Raw genomic sequence first — 18169 nt, 5'->3', positions numbered from 1 at the left:
GAATGATTTGCAAAAACTTCCGTGAGTGCTAGATTCAGTCTCAGTGGTCATCACATGGGGAGGATGGGACGTGAGTTGGACTGCCGTTCAGTTGGCCGGTTCGCCGGAAAGCGTGTTTTCTGCCTGGCAATCACTGCGCAAGGCCGCGGTAACCCGTGAACCGGGGCGGTCGGAAGACCGGTCGCCGGATGCCCGGCCGGCGACCCCCCGTCGGTCTACGGCCCGGCGCTCTGGGTAACGACGGCCCGCCGTTCCCCGGTACCGGAGGTCAGGCTCCGGAGAAAACTCTCCAGGGCATCCAGCTCCCGCTGGGTCAGTCCCAGCGGTTGCAGGATCGGCGAGGTTTTCGGGAATAACGGATCGTCCGCCTGGTGCGCCTTGGGCGTGGGCCTGGGGCCGCCGCCGTTGTAGAGGGCCAGGACACCTCGAAGGTGCGGAAACAGGCCGTTGTGCATGTACGGTGCGGTCGCCGCCACCTCCCGCAGGGAGGGGGTTCGGAAACGGCCGACATCGTCCGGGTTCCGGGTGACCTGGTAACGCCCCAGGTCTTCGTATTTGCCGCCGTAGTAGGTCAGGCCGAGGTTGTGGAAACGGTCGTCTGACAGCAGCGGTCCCATGTGGCAGTTGATGCAGCGCGCCTTGGTCCGAAACAGGTGCAGGCCGAGGATGGCCTGATCGCTGAGAGCCCGATGATCGCCCTTCAAGAAGCGGTCGAAGGGCGATGATCGCGACCGCAGCGTGGCCTGCCAGCTCGCCAGAGCCTCCGCCACCTGCTCCAGAGTAATGGGGCTCTCCCCGAACGCTTCCGCAAATGCCTTCCGGTAGTCCTCGTCTTGATTCAGCCTGTGCTCGATCCCTTCCCGGCTTGCCGCCATCTCGACCGGATTGAGCATGGGCTCCATGGCCTGTGCCGCCAGGGAGCCCGCCCGGCCGTCCCAGAACCAGACCCGATGCAGCCCGGTATTCAGCAGGCTCGGACTGTTGCGATGTCCGGTCTTCAGGTCATGTCCACTGGACGTGCGTCGGCCATCGGCGAAGCGCTGATCCGGATGGTGGCAGGAGGCACAGGCAATCTGGCCCGAACGGGACAGGATCGGGTCGAAAAACAGACGGCGCCCCAGCGCCCGTCGCGACTCCTCGGCCGCGTTGGCGGGCGGCGTCACCGGTGGCAGTGGCCCCAGCTCCTGCCAGTGATCGATGCCGGCAGCCAGGGTTGGGGGCGGCCAGTGTGCCGGGGGCTGCTGATAGCACGCCCGGAGCGCGGCGGGGGAGGCCTCGCAGGTTTCGTTCTCCGCCAATGGGCCCGGCGTGCCGGTGGTCGCCGGCACGGCTTGGGTCGGAGCCGCCAGGCCTGCGGCCAGGGCGGCGATGAGCGTCAGTCTGATCATGCGGATGTCGGGTGATATTCCTGAGGGGTTTATGAATATGAATGATTTGCAATATGTATGCAAATGAGGATAATTCGCATTCGTTTTGGCGTTGTGAAATTTTCATCGCGGGGTGCGAGCATGACAAACACATGGCGAGGGCTGCCGGACCTACTGGCAGCATTGAAAGTATCGGTGATGCTGATCACCGTATCGTTGATGACCGCCTGCGGCGGCGGTTCCGGTGGTGGCGGCGACGGTGACAGCCGTGACGACGGCTCGGTAAGCATCACCGGCAAGGTCACCGATCCGGAGATTTCCGGGGCGGCGGTTCACTTGGAGGATGCCGACGGTCAGGCCCTGACCCGGATCGTGCAGACCGGCGACGACGGCCGGTTCAGTTTCACGCTGGACGCGGCCGCCGTGGATGAAGGGCTGCGGGTGATCGCCGTGGGCGGGCGCGACACCGCCACCGGACAGGACCTCGGCAGTCTGACCCTGGCCGCACCCTACGCGGGGACGGGCACGGACACCGTGGTGTCGCCACTGTCCACGCTGGCTCTGGCGTATCAGGACGCCAACGGCACCATCGCCGGTCTGGCCCAGTTGCTGGGGCTGTCCGAGCCGGAACTGCTGGCCGACCCCGCCGGGTCGTTGGCGGCGCAGCGCGCCAGCTTGCTGACCACGGATCTGCTGGTGGCCCTGAAAGGGGTGGAGGCGCCGGTACAGGACCTGCTGGAACAGCTGCTGATGGTGTCCGGAGATTTTGCCGCTGCCGCGGCGCGTTTGGCGGGCGACCCGGAGATCCCCGATGAAGTCGAGGCCTCCTTGCTGAGGGCGGCACAGCGTATTCAGGCCCTGGATGGCTTGGCCACTCCGCCGGCGGATGCCGAGGCCCTGGTGCTGGCCATGAACCGCATCCAGGTGCGTCAGGGGCTGGCCGCCTATCTGGAGCAGTCGCTTGGTTTCGTGCCGGCGAACGAGACCGAAGAACAACGTCTGTCGGATCTGGCGGAGGCCATACTGGCCGCTCTGGGTGGTGCGGGCGTGCCCGCGGACAGCGCCGCGCTGGTCAACATGGCCCGCTACCTGGTGGTGGCCCACGGTCTGACCGCCGAAGTGCTGTCGGCGGATACCTTCGAGGTGCCGCAACCGCTGGACCCGGACAACCTTCTGCCCCTGCTGGCCGACAGCGATGTGCTGGAAACGGCCTTGCCTCTGGCTCAGGAGGAACTTCTGGGTGATGACAACGAGGCCCGGCTGAACTACTTCATGCGTTCCGACCAGTCGCCGTACTATCAGGCGGCGCGCCTGTTCGATGGGGTGATCGATGACCAGGTGCTGGACCCGATCTATGCCTCGGTGGCGATCGGCCAGGCGGAAGCCGGCCTAGTGGAATCGGCCATGCTGACGGTGGCCTCCTCGATTTTCCAAAAAACCTGGAAAGCCCAAGCGTACAAGGGGATTGGTTTGGCCCAGGCCAGCTTCGGCGACCTCGACGGGGCCCAGGCCAGCTGGCAGAAGGCCCTGAGTCTGTACGACGCCTACCTGGCCACCACCGAGGATGGCTCCGGCGTACCGGTGATCAGCGCCGACGACGGTCTGTTTTATCAGTCATTGAGCCGGGCCCTTCGTGACGCCGGCTTCCCGGAACAGGCGGATCAGGCGCTGGCGCCTCTGAATACCTATTTCGATGCCATGGCGGGCCAGCCGTACACCACCGCCTATGGCCGCCTGGCGGTTGCGGCCGGCAGCAATGCCGAGGATCTGGTCACCGAAGCGGTGGCGCAGGGGCTGGCCGGTGACGCCTTCGACGCGGCCCTGAGCAGCGTGACCTTCTTCCACGACGTGGTGTCCGGCATGGGCAAGCGGGATTCCGAGGACAAGTGTTACGCACTCAAAACGATGCAGCTGGCGAGCGTTGGCGAAGATTATCTGCAGTTGGCGCTGCCGGATCGGGCACGGGCGGTACTGGAAGAATACGAGGCGTTGTTTGACGTGGCCTGCAACCAGGCGGCGGTGGCGACCTATGCGGATAACTTTGCCGGCATCTACGGCGCCCTGGGGCTGACGGATGAGTTTAAGGCCCTGGTGGCCGGAGATGTCCGTGCCTACGACCAGGCCCATGACAAACACTACGAGGCCGATGCCCTGGCGGCACTGGCGGTGTATGAGGCCCGGGACCTGGCCAATGCCGGTGAGGTCGAGGCGGCGATCGACACCGTGGTGGCGTCCACCGATGACCTGGCCGAACAAGTGGAGCTGCTGACCTTCACCGGCGAGGGTTCAACGCAGAGCGGTAAACGCTACCTGGCCCGCTTGCTGTGGGACGACGGTCAGCCCGAAGCGGCGCTGGCTGTGGCCGATGCGGCATTCGACATCGCCACATCCGCCGCGTTCGCCGCAGCCGAAACCACCCCCGGCAATTACCTGGGCCAGGGGTGCCGCAAGGTGGCGATCCTGTATCACTGGCTGGAGCGGACGGATCTGGCCAGAACCCGCATGGATGCCTGCGCCGCGCTGGGCGAGTCCCGCATGTCGCAATGGTCAACGGAAGAACAGGCGAAAGCTTGGGGGCAACTGGCCGGTGGCTACTACTTTATCGGTGCGTTCGAAACCAGCCAGACCTATCTTGACCGCTGGGAAAGCCTGATCGATCAGCTGGGGGATTCCGGAACCCGTGCCAGCCAGTACGCCGATATGGCCCTGTTCCGGGCGAGTAACGCCAGCTATGACCTGGCGTTGGCCTCAATGGCGGCATCGGTGCAGGCGAGCCTGTCCGCCGCGACCGTGACGGACAACCAGGAGACCCTGGATGACGCCATCCACGATGTCCTGGGCGGTTCCGGTAACACCGGACGGGTGGACGAGTATCAGTCCCTGATTGAATTCCTGCGCACGGCGATTGGCCCGGAGGCCCCGGAGACCGCTGCGGCGGCTGCCAGCGAGGCGAAGGCCCTGCTGCGTCGGGTGCTGGTCGGTGAGGACGGTGCCTCCGGATTGCTGCCACTGATTGCCGCGCTCAACGATCCGGAAGACCAGGAAACCTACCGCCAGGATTTGGTGTACTGGCTGACCTACGCCGGTTACGGTAGCGAGGCCGAAGTCCTGGCCCGGGAGGTTGAGCTCGCCACCAGTCGCAATGCCCGTCTGGCCCGGGTGGCGGAGGCCTGGGTCGCGGCCGACGACTATCCGTCGACCACAGTGGCTCGGTTCGACTACGACGGCGATGGCCGGCCCGACTTCTACAGCCCGGACAGCACCGAACAGCAACGCACCGAGTTCGGTCTGGCCCTGGATGCGGATATCGATGGAGACGGTATCCCCGACGCAACGGACGCGACACCCTACTGTGCCTCCTGTGATCTGTGAGGCCGGTCGCGGGGCGCCAGCGCAGCCATCACCCGGCACCGTGGCGCTGGCCCCGAAAAGCCACACTGGCCACCGTTCTGGTGGCCAGCAGCGGTGCCTCGGCGGAAACGCCCACCCCGTCTCCGGAAGATGCCGTGTCTCTGCCCACCCTGCTGATTACTGCGCCGGTGCAGAACCCCGGTGGGCTGGACGACACGGGCGCGGGCGAGACGGTGTTCGATCAGACCTATGTGGAACAATTTGGGCAGGCGGACGGTACTCTGGACGGCGTGCTCAAGCTGGTCCCGGGTCTCCAGTTCGGTGAGGACAGCGAAAGTGTCGAGGGCCTGACCGAGCTCAGGCCCCAGTCGGTTTCGATTTCCGGTGGCCGTTTCTACGAGAACCAGTTCGTGCTGGACGGGCTGAGCAACAGTAACCGGCTGGATCCGGCCTCGGATGGCGACGGCTCCGGGATTCACGGGGTTGCCGGTCATGAACAGTCCCTGTTTCTCGATGCGGGTGTGATCGACCGGCTGGCCGTCTACGACGCCAACGTGCCGGCGGCATACGGCGGCTTTACCGGCGGCGTGGTGGACGCCACCACCCGGCGCGCCGGGGACGAACCGGAAGGCCGTGTCCGGGTGTCTGGCACCCACGCAGGCTGGACCCGGTTCCATGTGCTTACCCGCGACTGGGATCCCGATACCCAGACCGAGCCTCCCGAGCCCCCGGACTCGCCAGATTTCAAGCGCTACCGGGCCAGCGCCACCTACGCCACGCCGCTGGCGGATGGGCTCGGCCTGCTGGCCAGTCTGAGCGAGTCCTATGCCAGCACGCCGGAGCTGACACTGGATCAGACCCGCAACCGGATTCAGCGCAACCGGAACCTGCTATTCAAGCTCAGCTCGGACGTGGGTGGCGCCGGGACCCTGGACCTGACCGCCACCTGGGCGCCTTATGAAAGCGAGGGCTTCATCGAGAATGTCCGCGACAGCGACTACACCCTGTCTGGGGGTGGCTATGGCTTGAAAGCCGGTTACGAGCACCTGGGCGCCCACCTGGAGCAGAGTCTGGACTTGGGCTGGACCCGAAGCGACAGTTCCCGGGAGGCGCCCAACGGGTACTTCCCCTGGGAGAACACCCGCAGCCGCCAGTGGGGGCTGGAGGCGGATGTCGGCCTGAGCCGGGAAGGGGGCTATGGCGACCTGGATATGGTCGAGGACGCCACCAGCCTGGGGTACAGCCTGCGGACACTGCCGGTGGCCTGGGGCGACGTGGACCTGCACCACGAGGCCGGCGTCGACGCCCGGCACAGCCGCTCCTGGTTCCGCCGGGACGACACGCTCTATGTGTACGACGACGCCGTCATCAACCCCGACGTCCAGTGCCGGGGTTACACCACCGACTGTGTTCAGGAGGAGCAGTACTTCTCCAGCCGCCGGGTCTATCAGGCCGATGATGTCACCGTGGCCCTGAACGAGATCGGGCTGTATGGCGAAACCACCGTCACCTGGCGCCGGCTCACCGGTACCCTCGGGTTGCGGTATGACTACAACGATTTCCTGCGCAATCATGACCTGGCTTGGCGCAGCCGGGCTCGATTCGATGTCTTCGGCGACGGTCGTACCCAGCTCATGGCGGGCCTGAACCGCTACTATGGTGCCCCTTTGCTCAGCTACAAGCTGCGGGAGGCCCGGGCGCCGTACTACACCGAGTACCGGAGCACCGAGCAGAACATCGTCACCGACTGGGAGCGCGCCGCCGGCCAGGGCGACTATCGCTACCGCTTTGACGGGCTCAAGACGCCCTACAGCGACGAAGTGGCCCTGGGCCTGAGCCAGGCGCTGTTCGGCGGTACCCTGACCCTGAAGTTGGTGCGTCGGGACAACCGGGATGAATTTTCCCGGACCACCACCGAAACCCAGACGGACGGTTACCGCTACTACCTGATGAACAACGAGGGCAGCAGCGACTACCGGGGTATCTCCCTGGGCTGGAACGGAGTGTATGGCCAGACTCTGGTGAACATTCATGGCACTTGGTCGGAAACCGAGACCCGCAACGCCGATTACGACGATCCGGTCGATGCCACGGCGTCGTCGGAGTACGTCTGGTACCGGGGCAAGCGCATCAAGTACGGGGAACTGGAAGCCCTGAGGGAGGACTACAACCGCCCACTGGTGATTCAGGTCGCGGTGTCCCATCGCTTCTCCGAGGCCTGGAGCGGTACCGTCAGTGGACGTTACCGGGGGGGCTACGACGCCATTGTCGAAACCAGCCGAACCGTCGACGGCGAGCTGGTGGACACCGGTAACGGAGAGGTGGTGCGGGAATCCCTGGAGGTGTACGAGGACGAGCGCCGCCGGGCAACCCTGCTGTTCGACGCCTCGCTCGAGCATCGCTATCCCATCGGCGACACCGAGCTTGTGGCGGGCGTCGAGGTCCGAAACCTGCTGAACGACCGGGTCTACACGGTGTCGGACGGCGACTCCGGCATCGAGCCTGGTCGCCAGCTCTGGCTGACCCTGGGCCTGGACTTCTGAGCTCCGGCCGCCGCTTGCAAGGGCGGGGCCTCTCGGGCTTAATGGCCTCCGGATCACCGGAGGCCATTCATGCTGAGTTACCTGCACGCATTTCACGCCGGCAATTTCGCCGATGTCCACAAACACGCCGCCCTGACCCTGGCCATCGCCATGATGCAGGCCAAGCCGTCCGCCATTGCCTGCTTCGATACCCACGCCGGCAGTGCCCGCTACGATCTCACGGACATGCGGGCCCGCAAGACTGCTGAAGCGGACAACGGTATCCAGAGGTTGTGGCGTCAGCGCGCCCGCCTGGCTTCTCCGGACTGGCAGCCGATGCTGGCGCTGCTGACGCAACTCAACCCGACCCCGGGAAGCCTGACGGTGTATCCGGGCTCGCCCGCCTGGCTGGCGGAACTCGCCCGGCCGGTCGATACCGTCACTGCGTTTGAACTGCATCCGAATGAAGGCCGGCAGCTGCAAGACTGGGCGGTCGCCTCGGGTGTCCGCGTTCTGTGTCAGGACGGTCTCAAGGGACTGCTGACCCAGCTGCCCCCCGCCCAGCCCCGGCTGGCGGTGCTGGTCGATCCGTCCTATGAGGTCAAGACCGAATACCGCCACGTCGCGGATACCCTGGCCCGGGCGTGGAAAAAGTGCCGCCATGGCGTCTATCTTGTGTGGTATCCCATTCTCACCAGCGGTTTGGAACAGGGCCTGCTGAGTGCGTTGGCGAACGGCCCGGTCCGCAAGGTTCTGCGCAGCGAGGTGAGGCTGCACGAGGCCCCCGGCCGGGGCATGGTGGGATCGGGCATGCTGGTCGTCAATCCACCCTGGACATTCGATCAGCGTTTTGCCGCGATGATGGCGGACCTTCAAGACGCGGAAGGTCCCTGGCTGTCGGCCACCCAGGATTGGCTAGTGCCGGAATAGCGTATTGGGAGACGCCCCTGTGACAACGGATACGGATGCGGAACACCCGGCCATGCCGGGCGGGCTGGTGCCTCTGGAGCAGTGGCAGCTGCCGGAAACCTCGGTGCACAGGACGGTGCGCAGTGCCCTCCGTGACATTCTCGCGCAGTTGCGCGCGGGGGTTACGCCGGAGGACACCACATTCCGCAGCCTGGATGCCTTGCCGGCCCTGTCGGCCCGCACGCTGGCCGAGGTCGCACCGGCGCCGGATCCGGCCACAACGGCGGACGCAGTCGGGCGGCAGCTGGCGCGCCTGACCCGGGGCGGCGGCCGCCCGCGTCGGGTCCCGGTGCTGGTGGCGCCGCCGTTTTCAGGGGTCCGGGAGGCGTTGGCCTGCCTGGATCGACGGCTGCTGACGCCTCCGGACGAGGTGTCGATGACGCCGGCCGCCGCTGCCTGTTGGTGGGACCGTCAGGCGCTGACGGATGGTGACTGGGTGTTGCCGGAGCTGGCGGACTTCTGGTTGCGGCACCCGTCCGGTCTGGCGCTGGTGCGCGAGTTCCTGTCCCGGGTCGCCCTGGATCAGGCCGGTGACGGCTTGGTGGGTTGCTCCAGCTGGTGCTGGACGTTTTGGACACATTACCTGCCCGAGTTGCACTTGGCCCCGGTGACGCCGGCGCCCCTGACCGGTGAACGACTGACCCGGTGGCTGGCATTCCTGGCCGGAGGAGCCTCCGGTCGCACGGTCACGGCACGGATGAGTCACGATGGCCTGTACGTGCTGCCGGCCCCTGACGACGGGCAGGAGCGCAAGTACAGTGGCTTTGCCCGGGACCTGGCTGCACTGTCCCGGGGCAATCCCGGGGTGGCCCTGGCCCTCTGGCGACAACGGCTGCGCTCACACCCGGAGGACGAAGCCGCGGCGAGGCCGCTCCGGGACGAGTCCGGCGGTGGCCGGCTGTACTGGGTGGCCCCTCTGGAGCCGATGAAACTGCCCGCGGTCCCTACGGCCGCCGGCCCCGGCGCCGGGCACATTCTGCATGCGCTGCTCTTGCACGACGGCTTGCCGCTTGACCGGCTTGCCCAGGTCACCGGCCTGGCCGAACCTGAGGCGCGGGTGGCGCTGTCGCTGCTGCTGCGGGCGGAGCTGGTGGCTCCGGCCGGGGCCGGGGAGGACTACCGGGTCCAGCCGCTTGGTTATCCCGCGGTTCGCAAGTACCTGCATGCCCGGGGCTACCCGGTGGACGGATTCTAGGAGGCACCATGGACACCCGCCCTGTCAGGGAGGCTCTCGCCTCCATCACCTCGCAAGCGATCCTGGAGGCGCTGGCGGTGATTGTGATCGCGGCCCTGCTGATCCTGCTGGTGCAGAAGCTGTTTCCGGCGCTGGCGGGGAAACTGTCGGGCAAGCCCCGGCTGTACCTGCTGGCATCGGTGCCACTGCTGCGGCTGCTGATCATCCTCCTGACCCTGTTGATGGTGGTGCCGATTCTGGTGGAGCCGTCGTTCGAGAACATGGTGGCGATTTTCGGCGCCCTGGGGCTGGCCCTGGGGTTTGCGCTCAAGGACTATGCCAACAGCCTGATTGCCGGGATCGTCACCCTGTACGAGATGCCCTACCGACTCGGTGACTGGATCGAGGTGGATGGGCGGTACGGCGAGGTCCGGGCCATCGGCGCCCGGGCTGCGGAAATCGTCACCCTCGACGACACCGTGGTGGTGATTCCCCACGGTGTGCTGTGGAATGCGCTGCTGGCCAACGGCAACGATGGCACCGACAATCTGATGTGCGTCGCCGACCTGTATCTGGAGCCCGACCACGATGTCGCCTTCCTGCGCGCGCGGTTCCGGGACGCGATCTTTACCTGCCCTCTGACCAGAACCTATCAGCCGGTCCAGGTGGTGGTGTCCGGTTGTGAGTGGGGGCTGCACTATCGGTTGAAGGCCTATCCCCTGGAGCCTAGGGCGCAACGCCGCTTCATTTCGGAACTCACGGCCCGGGCCGCGGCGATCTGCGAGGAAGCCGGGGTCGGAATGGTGGCTGGGCCGGGGCTCGGGTACCGGCCAATCCATCAAGGGAGTTGACAATGGTGAACCAGAAACACGCCATGGCTTATGGCTTGGCGGCCGTGCTGTTGTGGTCCACGGTGGCCACCGCTTTCAAGCTGGCGCTGGCCTCCCTGGCGCCGGTGCAGGTGTTGCTGGTGGCCTGCTCGTCGTCGGTGCTGGTACTGGCCCTGGTGTTGTGGCTTCAGGGCCGGTGGCGGGCGGTGTTCCGGTTGCGGCGTGCCCAGTATGCGCAGTCCCTGGCCATGGGGCTGATCAATCCCTGCCTCTACTATTTCCTCCTGTTCGGCGCTTTTGACCGCCTGCCCGCCCAGGAGGCCCAGCCCCTGAACTATACCTGGGCGCTGGTGCTGGCTTACCTATCGGTACCGTTTCTGGGACAGCGCCTGCGCGCCGTCGACATATGGGCCGGATTGGTGTGCTATTCCGGGGTTGTGGTGATCGCCACCCGTGGCGAGGTCACGTCCCTGACGTTCTCCGATCCGCTGGGGGTCGGTTTTGCCCTGGGAAGCACGCTGGTGTGGGCCTGCTACTGGATTCTGGCGACTCGCGACAGCCGGGATCCGGTGGTCGGGCTGTTCCTGAACTTCCTGTTTGGGCTGCCGTTCATCGCCCTGGCCTGCGCCCTGACCGCTGGTTTCACCTTCCCCTCGGGACGGTCCCTGGCCGCCGCCGGTTATGTCGGAGTGTTTGAAATGGGGGTGGCGTTCGTGCTCTGGTCCCAGGCCATGAAAAAGGCGGAAAACACCGCCAGGGTCAGCAATCTCATCTTCATTTCCCCGTTCCTGTCGTTGGTGTTCATTCACTTCGTGCTGGGGGAGGTGATTCTGCCCTCCACCTACCTGGGGCTGGGCCTGATTCTGACCGGCCTATGGCTCCAGCAGCGTCGGGTAGTCGCCAGGGAGGCGAGCCTGGCCCATGGCTGAGCAGTGGCATCTGTATCTGGTGCGTACCGCCACCGGAGCCCTGTACACGGGCATTTCCACGGATGTTGAACGGCGGTTCGCGGAGCACCAGGCGGGGGCGCCACGGGGGGCGCGCAGCCTGCGTGGCAAAGGGCCGCTGGCGCTGGTGTTCCAGGCACCGGTGGGGGATCGCCGGCAGGCCTCCCGTGTGGAGTGGCGGGTCAAGCGCTGGCCCAGGCCCCGGAAGGAGGCGCTGGTGCGGGGGGAGATCCGTCTGTCAGATGCGTTCTGATGTGCTCGCCGGCGGTCGCCATGGCCGCGGTGGCCCTCGCCAGCGGCCCGCTGTGCACCTGAAACACATGCCAGAGGCCGTTGTGGATGTCGAGGCGAACCTCGGTACCCTGTCGGCGCGCCCGGGTCGCCAGCCGTTCGGAGTCGTTCAGCAGGATTTCGTCACCACCGACCTGGATCAGCATCGGTGGCAGGCCGCTCAGGTCGCCGAATACTGGCGACAGCAGGGGGGTGTCGAGGGCGTGGTCGCCGGCATAGAGACGCGCGGCATGGCGGGTCCATTCCGCTTGCAGGACCGGTTCGCTGGCCGGCGAGTAGAGCCGGCTCTGGGTCAGGTCGGTCCAGGGTGAGAACAGGGTCAGTGACGACGGCAACGGCTGCCCCGCCGCCTTCAGCCGCAATGCCAGGGCCAGGCACAGGCCGCCACCGGCGGAGTCTCCGGCGAAGGCAATGCGGTGCGGTGGGCGACCCCCTTCGAGCAGCGCCAGATAGCTGGCCTCGGCGTCGTCCAGGGCGGCCGGGAAAGGGTGCTCCGGTGCCAGTCGGTAGTCCGGTGCGATCACCTCGCATCCGCTGGCCTTGGCCAGGTGCCCGGTGATGCCCCGGTGGGTGTCGGGGGAGCCGATGATGTACGCACCGCCATGGAAGTACAGCACCACCCCGGCGGGCGTATGGCTCCAGCAGGTCCGCAGTGCCGGTACGCCGCCCAGCGTTTCCCTGGAATAGCGGGTCCCCCTGGGGGGGATCGAGCTGCGGTAGGCCTGGCGGATCAGCAACCGTTGGGCACTGATGGGCAGTCTCGGAGTCAGTAGCGGACGCACCAGTCGTTTCATGGTCTGGCGCAGGCCGGCTTCAAGGGCAGGCTGTAACATCTGGGTTCATCTCGCGCGATACGGTAGGATTGCAGTCCATCTCGTGCATCGACGGACCATGACAGGCGTTTAACTCTACGTGTACTGGAAAACGGATACCATAGAAATACCCGATTGGGACAGGCGTTCGCTGCTGGAGCGGCTCGAGCCCTTTGACCCCGAAGCCCCCCGGGCGCTGTCCCGGGAGATGGAGGCGTACTGTCGGTTCTACGGACTGGATCTCTGGGTGGAACATCCGGAGGCGCGTTACCATCAGGGGTACGTGCACGCGGGCGGTCACGAAGTGATGGTCCACTACTACCGGCTGCCGCAGGCGCGGGGGACCGTGTTTATCCTGCACGGCTATTTCGACCATGTGGGACTGTACAGTCAGCTGATCGACCGGTGCCTGGGGGCGGGGCTGGATGTCCTGGCCTATGACCAGCCCGGACATGGCCTGTCCAGCGGCACGCCGGCGGCCATCGGCAGCTTTCTGGAATATCAGGAGGTGCTGACCGCCGTGATGACCCAGGTCCGGGGCAGGGTTCGCGAGCCCTGGTTCGCCGTGGGTCAGAGTACCGGAGGCGGCATTCTGATCGACTACCTGTTGTCGAACCAGCATTCGGTGGACTCCTCGGATTTCAAGCGGGTGGTGCTGCTGGCCCCTTTGGTCCGGCCCACGGGCTGGCTGGGGGCCAAGATCCTGCACACTCTGGTGCGACCGTTCCTGAGCCACTGGCGCCGGGTGTTCGCCGAGAACAGCGGCAACACGCGGTTCCTGCGCTTCCTGCGGGATCATGACCCGCTTCAGGCGCGGGCGGTTCACGTCGACTGGGTCACCGCGTTGCGGCAGTGGGTGCCGCACATCGAATCGGCCCGGCCGGTCGACTTTCCGGTGACGGTGGTGCAGGGGGAGAAGGACACCACTGTGGACTGGCAGCACAACCTGAGGATCATAAGGAACAAATTTTCCTCGGTGGAGGAACTCCGGATCCCGGATGGGCGTCATCACCTTGTGAACGAAGCCCAGGATTTGCAGGCGCAGGTTTTCAATACCATTATCGATACATTCACCCGGGCGGTGGGCTCTCCGCCGCAAGCGGCCGCCGCCCAGAGTTCCAGGCACAGGAGACAACCGTGAAAAAAACCATTCTGGCATTTGCCACCGCGACCGTCGTGCTGGGCGGTTGCATGACCTATGACCCCTACACCGGCGAGGAAAAAACCTCGAACGCGACCAAGGGCTCCATCATCGGGGCCATTGGCGGTGCGGCCATTGGCGCGGCGACCTCCAGCAAGAGTGACCGGGGTAAGGGGGCGCTCATCGGTGCGGCCAGCGGCGCCGCCCTCGGAGGGGGGATCGGTTACTACATGGACAAACAAGAGGCGGAGCTGCGCCACAAGCTGGAGGGTACCGGCGTGCGGGTGGTGCGCAACGGTGACCAGATCGAACTGGTGATGCCGGGCAACATCACCTTCGACCTGAACCAAGCGACCATCAAGCCGTCGTTCACGGATACCCTGGAATCGGTGGCCCTGGTCCTTAAGGAGTACGACAAGACCATCATTCAGATCGAAGGCCACACGGACAGCTCCGGCTCCGACAGCTACAACCAGCTGCTGAGTGAACGTCGTGCCAGCGCGGTGCGCGACTTTTTGCTGAATCAGGGGATCGAGCCGCGGCGGACCCGCGCCGTGGGCTACGGCGAGCGTTACCCGATCGCCTCCAACGACACGGCGGCCGGTCGTGAGCAGAACCGCCGGGTCGAGCTGACCCTGGTGCCCATGCAGTAAGCGTACAGCCAGTAAAGCAAAAGCTCCGGAGCCGGCAGGCCCGGAGCTTTTTTTGTATCGGCCGGTGCCAGGGTCAGTTGGTGTTGCTTGGCAGCCAGTCGTCGATTCGCCGGCGCAGTTGTTCCAGCTGGTCTTCGCTGGCGTCCTTCAGTTCGCCAAGCTTGTCGCGTGCGGCGTCGATCCTGTGCTCCAGGGACTGCATATGCTCGGAGAACTCCCGCTGGATCTCCGCCTTGGCCTTCTCGTCCTCCGCCCTGGCCATGCGGGTTTCCGCGTCGGCCCGGAGACGTTCCAGCTCCTTGCTCCACCGTTCTGCCTGGGTTTCCAGTTTCCGCTGCAGGGATTCCTTCAGGGACATGATGACCTCCTTGGTTGACGTGCTGCGTGGATTTGCAGAGTAACGTCTATCACCATGGCCTCGGCCGGACACATATCAAGGGGCGGGTGGTTACGGCCGAATGACGGCTGGGTAATCCGGGCAAAAAAAACCGGAGCCGAGGCTCCGGTTGTGGCGTCGCGTCGGGCTTAGAACAAGACCCGGCAGCGGATGGTGCCTTTGACTTGGCGCAGCTTCTCCAGCGCCAGTTCGCTGTAGGCCTTGTCGACATCGATGACGACATAGCCGATGTCTTCCTTGGTTTGCAGATACTGGCCGCAGACGTTGATGCCGTTCTCCGAGAACACTTGGTTGATCTCGGACATCACGCCCGGAACGTTCTCGTGAATGTGCAGCAGGCGGTGCTGGTTCGGGTGCGAGGGCAGGGCAACTTCCGGGAAGTTCACGGACGAGACGGACGTGCCGTTGTCGCTGTACATGGCCAGTTTCTCCGCCACTTCCCGGCCGATGTTCTCCTGGGCTTCCATGGTGGAGCCGCCAACATGGGGCGTCAGGATCACATTGTCGAATTCACGCAGCGGCGAGACGAACTCCTCGTCGTTGGACTTGGGCTCCACCGGGAACACGTCGATGGCCGCACCCAGCAGCTTGCCCGAGCGCAGAGTGTCGGCGAGGGCGTCGATGTCGACCACGGTGCCACGGGAGGCGTTGATCAGGATGCTGCCCGGTTTCATCTGCGCGAACTGCTCGGCCTTGAACATGTATTTGGTGGCCGGGGTTTCCGGTACATGCAGGGATACTACGTCGGCGATGTTCAGCAGTTCCTGCAGAGTGCCGACCTGGGTGGCGTTGCCAAGCGGCAGTTTGGAAACCACGTCGTAGAAGTACACTTCCATGCCAAGTGCCTCGGCCAGCACACTCAGCTGGGTGCCGATGTTGCCGTAGCCGATGATGCCCAGTTTCTTGCCCCGGATCTCGAAGCTGTTCTTCGCGGATTTGAGCCACTTGCCGCGATGGGCCTTGGCATTCTTCTCGGGAACGCCGCGCAGCAGCAGGATGGCCTCGGCCAGCACCAGCTCCGCCACCGACCGGGTGTTGGAGAAGGGCGCGTTGAAGACGGCGATGCCGCGACGGGTGGCGGCCTTCAGGTCCACTTGGTTGGTGCCGATACAGAAGCAGCCGACCGCCACCAGCTTGCGGGCGGCCTCAAATACGTTCTCGGTGAGCTGGGTGCGGGAGCGGATGCCGACAAAGTGGGCATCGGAGATCTTCTCGATCAGCTCCTCTTCGCCCAGGGAGTGGGTCAGATACTCGATGTTGGTGTAACCGGCCGCATTCAGGGTGTCGATCGCTGACTGATGGACGCCTTCCAGCAGCAGGATCCGGATTTTGCTCTTTTCGAGAGAGGTATTTGACATGGGCTTGCTTCCGAACCTTTCGTCGCGTGAGATGACCTGTGGCCGCAGATCGTCGGACCGGCTCACAGAACAGGGGCGGTATGATACCATAAACGCAAATTTTCACAGCGTGCCGTCCGGCCCCGATTCCCGGTGTGAGAAACCCGACAGCGGGCCCCCGGCCACAACGCCAGAGAGACTGACGTACCCATGAACTCCGAACAGATCATCGCTTCCCTCAACGACCTGGTGGCCACCGGCGACGCGCCGGGCAAGGTTCTTACCGACCCGGCCGATCTGGACGCCTACGGCAAGGACTGGACCCGGATGTACCCGCCCCGGCCCTTGGCCATCGTGCTGCCCAAAACCACCGAACAGGTGCAGGCGGTGGTCCGTTTCGCCAATGAACACGGCGTCGCACTGGTGCCCTCGGGCGGGCGCACCGGCCTCAGTGCCGGCGCCGTGGCTGCCAATGGCGAGGTGGTGGTGGCGTTCGACCTGATGAACCGGATCCTCGATTTCAACCCCAGTGATCGCACCGTGCGCTGCCAGGCTGGAGTCATCACCGAGCAGCTGCAGAACTTCGCCGAGGAAAATGGCCTCTACTACCCGGTGGATTTCGCCTCCGCCGGCTCCAGTCAGCTGGGCGGCAACCTGTCCACCAACGCCGGCGGCATCAAGGTGATCCGCTACGGCATGAGCCGGGACTGGGTCGCCGGTCTGAAGGTGGTGACTGGCAAGGGCGATATCCTGGAGTTGAACAAGGACCTGGAAAAGAACAACACCGGCTACGATCTGCGTCATCTGTTCATCGGCGCTGAAGGGACCCTGGGGTTCATTACCGAGGCCACCATGAAACTGACCCGCAAGCCGGATGATCTGACGGTGCTGGTGCTGGGGCTGGCGGACCTGAGCAACACCATGGATGTGCTGCAGGCGTACCAGAAAAAACTGGACCTGACCGCGTACGAATTTTTCTCGCACCAAGCCATGCAGCACGTGCTGGCCCACGGCCAGGTACAGGCGCCGTTCGACACCGAAGCGCCTTTTTACGCGCTGCTGGAGTTCGAGGCGGTGTCCGACCAGGTGATGGACGACGCCATGGCTCTGTTTGAGCAGTGTGTCGAACAGGGCTGGGTTCTGGACGGCGTGATCAGCCAAAGCGAAACTCAGGCCCGGAACCTGTGGCAGTTGCGCGAGCGCATTTCCGAATCCATTGCACCGCGCACGCCCTACAAGAATGACATCTCCGTGGTGGTATCCCGGGTGCCGGGGTTCCTGAGGGAAATCGATCAGGTGGTGACCGAGCACTATCCCGATTTCGAGATCATCTGGTTCGGCCACATCGGCGACGGCAACCTGCACCTGAACATCCTCAAGCCGGAAGACATGGCCAAGGAAGACTTCTTCGAGAAGTGCCAGCAGGTCAATCAGTGGGTGTTCGAAATCGTGCAGAAATACGAAGGCAGCGTGTCGGCCGAGCACGGTGTCGGCATGACCAAGAAACCCTACCTGCATTACACCCGCAGTGAAGCCGAGATCGCCTACCTCAAGGGCATCAAGCAGGTGTTCGACCCCAACGGTATCATGAATCCGGGCAAAATCTTCGACTGATGCCGGCGCATATCGTGGTGCTCTCTGGCGCTGGCATCAGCGCCGAGAGCGGCCTTTCGACCTTCCGCGACAACGGGGGCCTCTGGGAGCAGCACAGCGTCTACGACGTGGCGACGCCGGAGGCGTTCGAACGCAATCCGGAGCTGGTGCTGCGGTTCTACAACGAGCGTCGGCGGCAGTTGCAGGAGGCACGTCCCAACCCGGCCCACCGGCTGCTGGCGGAACTGGAAAACCGCTACCGGGTGACCGTTGTCACCCAGAACGTGGACAATCTGCACGAACGTGGGGGCTCGTCGTCGGTGCTGCATCTGCACGGGGAGCTGACCAAGGCCCGCAGCAGCCGTTACCCGGAGCTGGTGTACGACATCGGTTACCGCGACATCCGGCTGGGCGACTGTTGCGAGCGGGGAGCCCAGTTGCGCCCGCATATCGTCTGGTTCGGCGAGGAAGTGCCGATGCTGGCCCGGGCCGCAGAGTTGGTGCGCAGCGCCGACCACCTGCTGATCGTGGGGACTTCCTTGCAAGTATACCCGGCGGCGGGGCTGGTGCACGAAGTGGGCTGCGAGGTGCCCGTCACGGTGGTGGACCCGGGCGAGCCGGCGTCGGTGTCGCGGGCCCAGGTCATCCGCAAACCGGCCAGCGAAGGGCTGGCCGAGTGGATACGCAGCTTGCCCTGATCCTCCCCCGGATACCCCCTTTCACAGCGCCATCACCACGGGCTATAATCGCCCCCGACTCAGGATGAGTTGAGCCAACCCCCAACT

15 protein-coding genes are annotated in these 18169 nt (G+C 65.0%); 11 read left to right on the top strand and 4 right to left on the bottom strand.

What is annotated here, in order from left to right; translation table 11 throughout:
- Nucleotides 1-215: 215 nt before the first annotated feature.
- Nucleotides 216-1388 (bottom strand): cytochrome-c peroxidase, encoded by a 1173-nt coding sequence (locus BTO32_RS09655; protein WP_076724437.1) that lies wholly within the window; start codon nucleotides 1386-1388, stop codon nucleotides 216-218.
- A 120-nt stretch (nucleotides 1389-1508) separates the two neighbouring features.
- Between BTO32_RS09655 and BTO32_RS09650 the strand changes: the two genes are divergently transcribed.
- The 7 genes from BTO32_RS09650 to BTO32_RS09620 all read left to right on the top strand — a co-directional run bounded on the left by BTO32_RS09650 (nucleotide 1509) and on the right by BTO32_RS09620 (nucleotide 11413).
- Nucleotides 1509-4739: a carboxypeptidase-like regulatory domain-containing protein gene (locus BTO32_RS09650; protein ID WP_139339055.1), complete on the top strand. Its 3231-nt coding sequence runs from the start codon at nucleotides 1509-1511 to the stop codon at nucleotides 4737-4739.
- A complete protein-coding gene (locus BTO32_RS09645) occupies nucleotides 4736-7261 on the top strand; it encodes a TonB-dependent receptor plug domain-containing protein (RefSeq protein ID WP_076724435.1) in 2526 nt (841 codons plus the stop codon). The genes BTO32_RS09650 and BTO32_RS09645 overlap by 4 nt, the downstream gene beginning before the upstream one ends.
- A 69-nt stretch (nucleotides 7262-7330) precedes the next feature.
- Nucleotides 7331-8170, top strand: a complete 840-nt coding sequence (locus tag BTO32_RS09640) for a 23S rRNA (adenine(2030)-N(6))-methyltransferase RlmJ (RefSeq protein ID WP_076724434.1) — start codon at nucleotides 7331-7333, stop codon at nucleotides 8168-8170.
- Nucleotides 8171-8189: 19 nt separating this feature from the next.
- Entirely contained in the window at nucleotides 8190-9404 is a 1215-nt protein-coding gene (locus tag BTO32_RS09635) for a hypothetical protein (RefSeq protein ID WP_076724433.1), read from the top strand.
- An 8-nt stretch (nucleotides 9405-9412) separates the two neighbouring features.
- Nucleotides 9413-10234, top strand: coding sequence for a mechanosensitive ion channel family protein (locus tag BTO32_RS09630; protein ID WP_076724432.1), 822 nt, complete (start codon nucleotides 9413-9415; stop codon nucleotides 10232-10234).
- A 2-nt stretch (nucleotides 10235-10236) separates the two neighbouring features.
- Nucleotides 10237-11142 carry a DMT family transporter gene (locus BTO32_RS09625; protein WP_076724431.1) on the top strand — a complete coding sequence of 302 codons (906 nt, stop codon included), beginning with the start codon at nucleotides 10237-10239 and terminating at the stop codon, nucleotides 11140-11142.
- Nucleotides 11135-11413 carry a GIY-YIG nuclease family protein gene (locus BTO32_RS09620; protein WP_076724430.1) on the top strand — a complete coding sequence of 93 codons (279 nt, stop codon included), beginning with the start codon at nucleotides 11135-11137 and terminating at the stop codon, nucleotides 11411-11413. The genes BTO32_RS09625 and BTO32_RS09620 overlap by 8 nt, the downstream gene beginning before the upstream one ends.
- On the opposite strand, the gene BTO32_RS09615 is transcribed toward BTO32_RS09620, so the two are convergent.
- On the bottom strand, nucleotides 11343-12284 hold the full coding sequence (locus tag BTO32_RS09615; RefSeq protein WP_076724429.1) for an alpha/beta hydrolase: 942 nt from the start codon (nucleotides 12282-12284) through the stop codon (nucleotides 11343-11345). The genes BTO32_RS09620 and BTO32_RS09615 overlap by 71 nt on opposite strands.
- 79 nt (nucleotides 12285-12363) lie before the next feature.
- Between BTO32_RS09615 and BTO32_RS09610 the strand changes: the two genes are divergently transcribed.
- Nucleotides 12364-13404, top strand: coding sequence for an alpha/beta hydrolase (locus tag BTO32_RS09610; protein WP_076724428.1), 1041 nt, complete (start codon nucleotides 12364-12366; stop codon nucleotides 13402-13404).
- Nucleotides 13401-14057 carry a YiaD family glycine zipper/OmpA-like lipoprotein gene (locus BTO32_RS09605; protein WP_076724427.1) on the top strand — a complete coding sequence of 219 codons (657 nt, stop codon included), beginning with the start codon at nucleotides 13401-13403 and terminating at the stop codon, nucleotides 14055-14057. Before BTO32_RS09610 ends, BTO32_RS09605 begins: the two co-directional genes overlap by 4 nt.
- Nucleotides 14058-14130: 73 nt before the next feature.
- On the opposite strand, the gene BTO32_RS09600 is transcribed toward BTO32_RS09605, so the two are convergent.
- Both BTO32_RS09600 and serA read right to left on the bottom strand, forming a co-directional pair.
- A complete protein-coding gene (locus BTO32_RS09600; RefSeq protein WP_076724426.1) occupies nucleotides 14131-14415 on the bottom strand; it encodes a FliH/SctL family protein in 285 nt (94 codons plus the stop codon).
- A gap of 167 nt (nucleotides 14416-14582) precedes the next feature.
- Nucleotides 14583-15812, bottom strand: a complete 1230-nt coding sequence (gene serA, locus BTO32_RS09595; RefSeq protein ID WP_076724425.1) for a phosphoglycerate dehydrogenase — start codon at nucleotides 15810-15812, stop codon at nucleotides 14583-14585.
- Between the two features lie 189 nt (nucleotides 15813-16001).
- Between serA and BTO32_RS09590 the strand changes: the two genes are divergently transcribed.
- Together BTO32_RS09590 and BTO32_RS09585 are read left to right on the top strand one after the other, a co-directional pair.
- A complete protein-coding gene (locus BTO32_RS09590; RefSeq protein WP_076724424.1) occupies nucleotides 16002-17405 on the top strand; it encodes an FAD-binding oxidoreductase in 1404 nt (467 codons plus the stop codon).
- Complete coding sequence (locus BTO32_RS09585; RefSeq protein ID WP_076724423.1) at nucleotides 17405-18082, top strand: SIR2 family NAD-dependent protein deacylase; 678 nt, start codon at nucleotides 17405-17407, stop codon at nucleotides 18080-18082. The genes BTO32_RS09590 and BTO32_RS09585 overlap by 1 nt, the downstream gene beginning before the upstream one ends.
- The last annotated feature ends 87 nt before the right edge of the window (nucleotides 18083-18169 follow it).

This window comes from Marinobacter lutaoensis (assembly GCF_001981305.1).
In the GTDB taxonomy this organism is placed as follows: domain Bacteria; phylum Pseudomonadota; class Gammaproteobacteria; order Pseudomonadales; family Oleiphilaceae; genus Marinobacter; species Marinobacter lutaoensis.
The sequence above is the reverse complement of the archived record's forward strand: the minus strand, read 5'-3'. Positions and strand labels throughout refer to the sequence as shown.

What these genes read in the sequence shown, in the direction of transcription:
- BTO32_RS09640 (WP_076724434.1), top strand. Translation starts at nt 7,331, where the DNA reads ATGCTGAGTTACCTGCACGCATTTCACGCCGGCAATTTCGCCGATGTC.
- BTO32_RS09600 (WP_076724426.1), bottom strand. Translation starts at nt 14,415, where the DNA reads ATGTCCCTGAAGGAATCCCTGCAGCGGAAACTGGAAACCCAGGCAGAA.
- BTO32_RS09625 (WP_076724431.1), top strand. Translation starts at nt 10,237, where the DNA reads ATGGTGAACCAGAAACACGCCATGGCTTATGGCTTGGCGGCCGTGCTG.
- BTO32_RS09615 (WP_076724429.1), bottom strand. Translation starts at nt 12,284, where the DNA reads ATGTTACAGCCTGCCCTTGAAGCCGGCCTGCGCCAGACCATGAAACGA.
- BTO32_RS09655 (WP_076724437.1), bottom strand. Translation starts at nt 1,388, where the DNA reads ATGATCAGACTGACGCTCATCGCCGCCCTGGCCGCAGGCCTGGCGGCT.
- BTO32_RS09630 (WP_076724432.1), top strand. Translation starts at nt 9,413, where the DNA reads ATGGACACCCGCCCTGTCAGGGAGGCTCTCGCCTCCATCACCTCGCAA.
- BTO32_RS09585 (WP_076724423.1), top strand. Translation starts at nt 17,405, where the DNA reads ATGCCGGCGCATATCGTGGTGCTCTCTGGCGCTGGCATCAGCGCCGAG.
- BTO32_RS09620 (WP_076724430.1), top strand. Translation starts at nt 11,135, where the DNA reads ATGGCTGAGCAGTGGCATCTGTATCTGGTGCGTACCGCCACCGGAGCC.
- BTO32_RS09650 (WP_139339055.1), top strand. Translation starts at nt 1,509, where the DNA reads ATGACAAACACATGGCGAGGGCTGCCGGACCTACTGGCAGCATTGAAA.
- serA (WP_076724425.1), bottom strand. Translation starts at nt 15,812, where the DNA reads ATGTCAAATACCTCTCTCGAAAAGAGCAAAATCCGGATCCTGCTGCTG.
- BTO32_RS09590 (WP_076724424.1), top strand. Translation starts at nt 16,002, where the DNA reads ATGAACTCCGAACAGATCATCGCTTCCCTCAACGACCTGGTGGCCACC.